The 230-nt window shown below is 30.0% G+C and carries 1 pseudogene; it reads left to right on the forward strand.

Going from position 1 to position 230, the window contains the following annotated elements:
* Nucleotides 1-230 (forward strand): annotated as a pseudogene (locus RI68_RS02210) (DDE-type integrase/transposase/recombinase); the annotation flags it as partial.

The following is a 230-nucleotide window of genomic DNA, read 5'->3' on the forward strand; positions in this document are numbered from 1 at the left end:
AATGCCTAAACTAAAAAATCCTTGTATTATCCACTCAGACCAAGGTTCAGTTTATCAATCTTTAAAAATCCAACATACTTTAACCAAAAAAGGTTTTCTTATTGGTATGTCACGCAAAGCAACGCCTAGAGATAACGCGGTCATTGAAAACTTTTTTGGCCAAATGAAAAGTATTTTATTTTATCGCGATCCTTTTTTATTCCAAAAATCTTCAACAAAAATAAAAAAAA

The sequence above is a fragment of the Vaccinium witches'-broom phytoplasma str. VAC genome (genome assembly GCF_000309405.1).
Classification (GTDB): domain Bacteria; phylum Bacillota_I; class Bacilli_A; order Acholeplasmatales; family Acholeplasmataceae; genus Phytoplasma.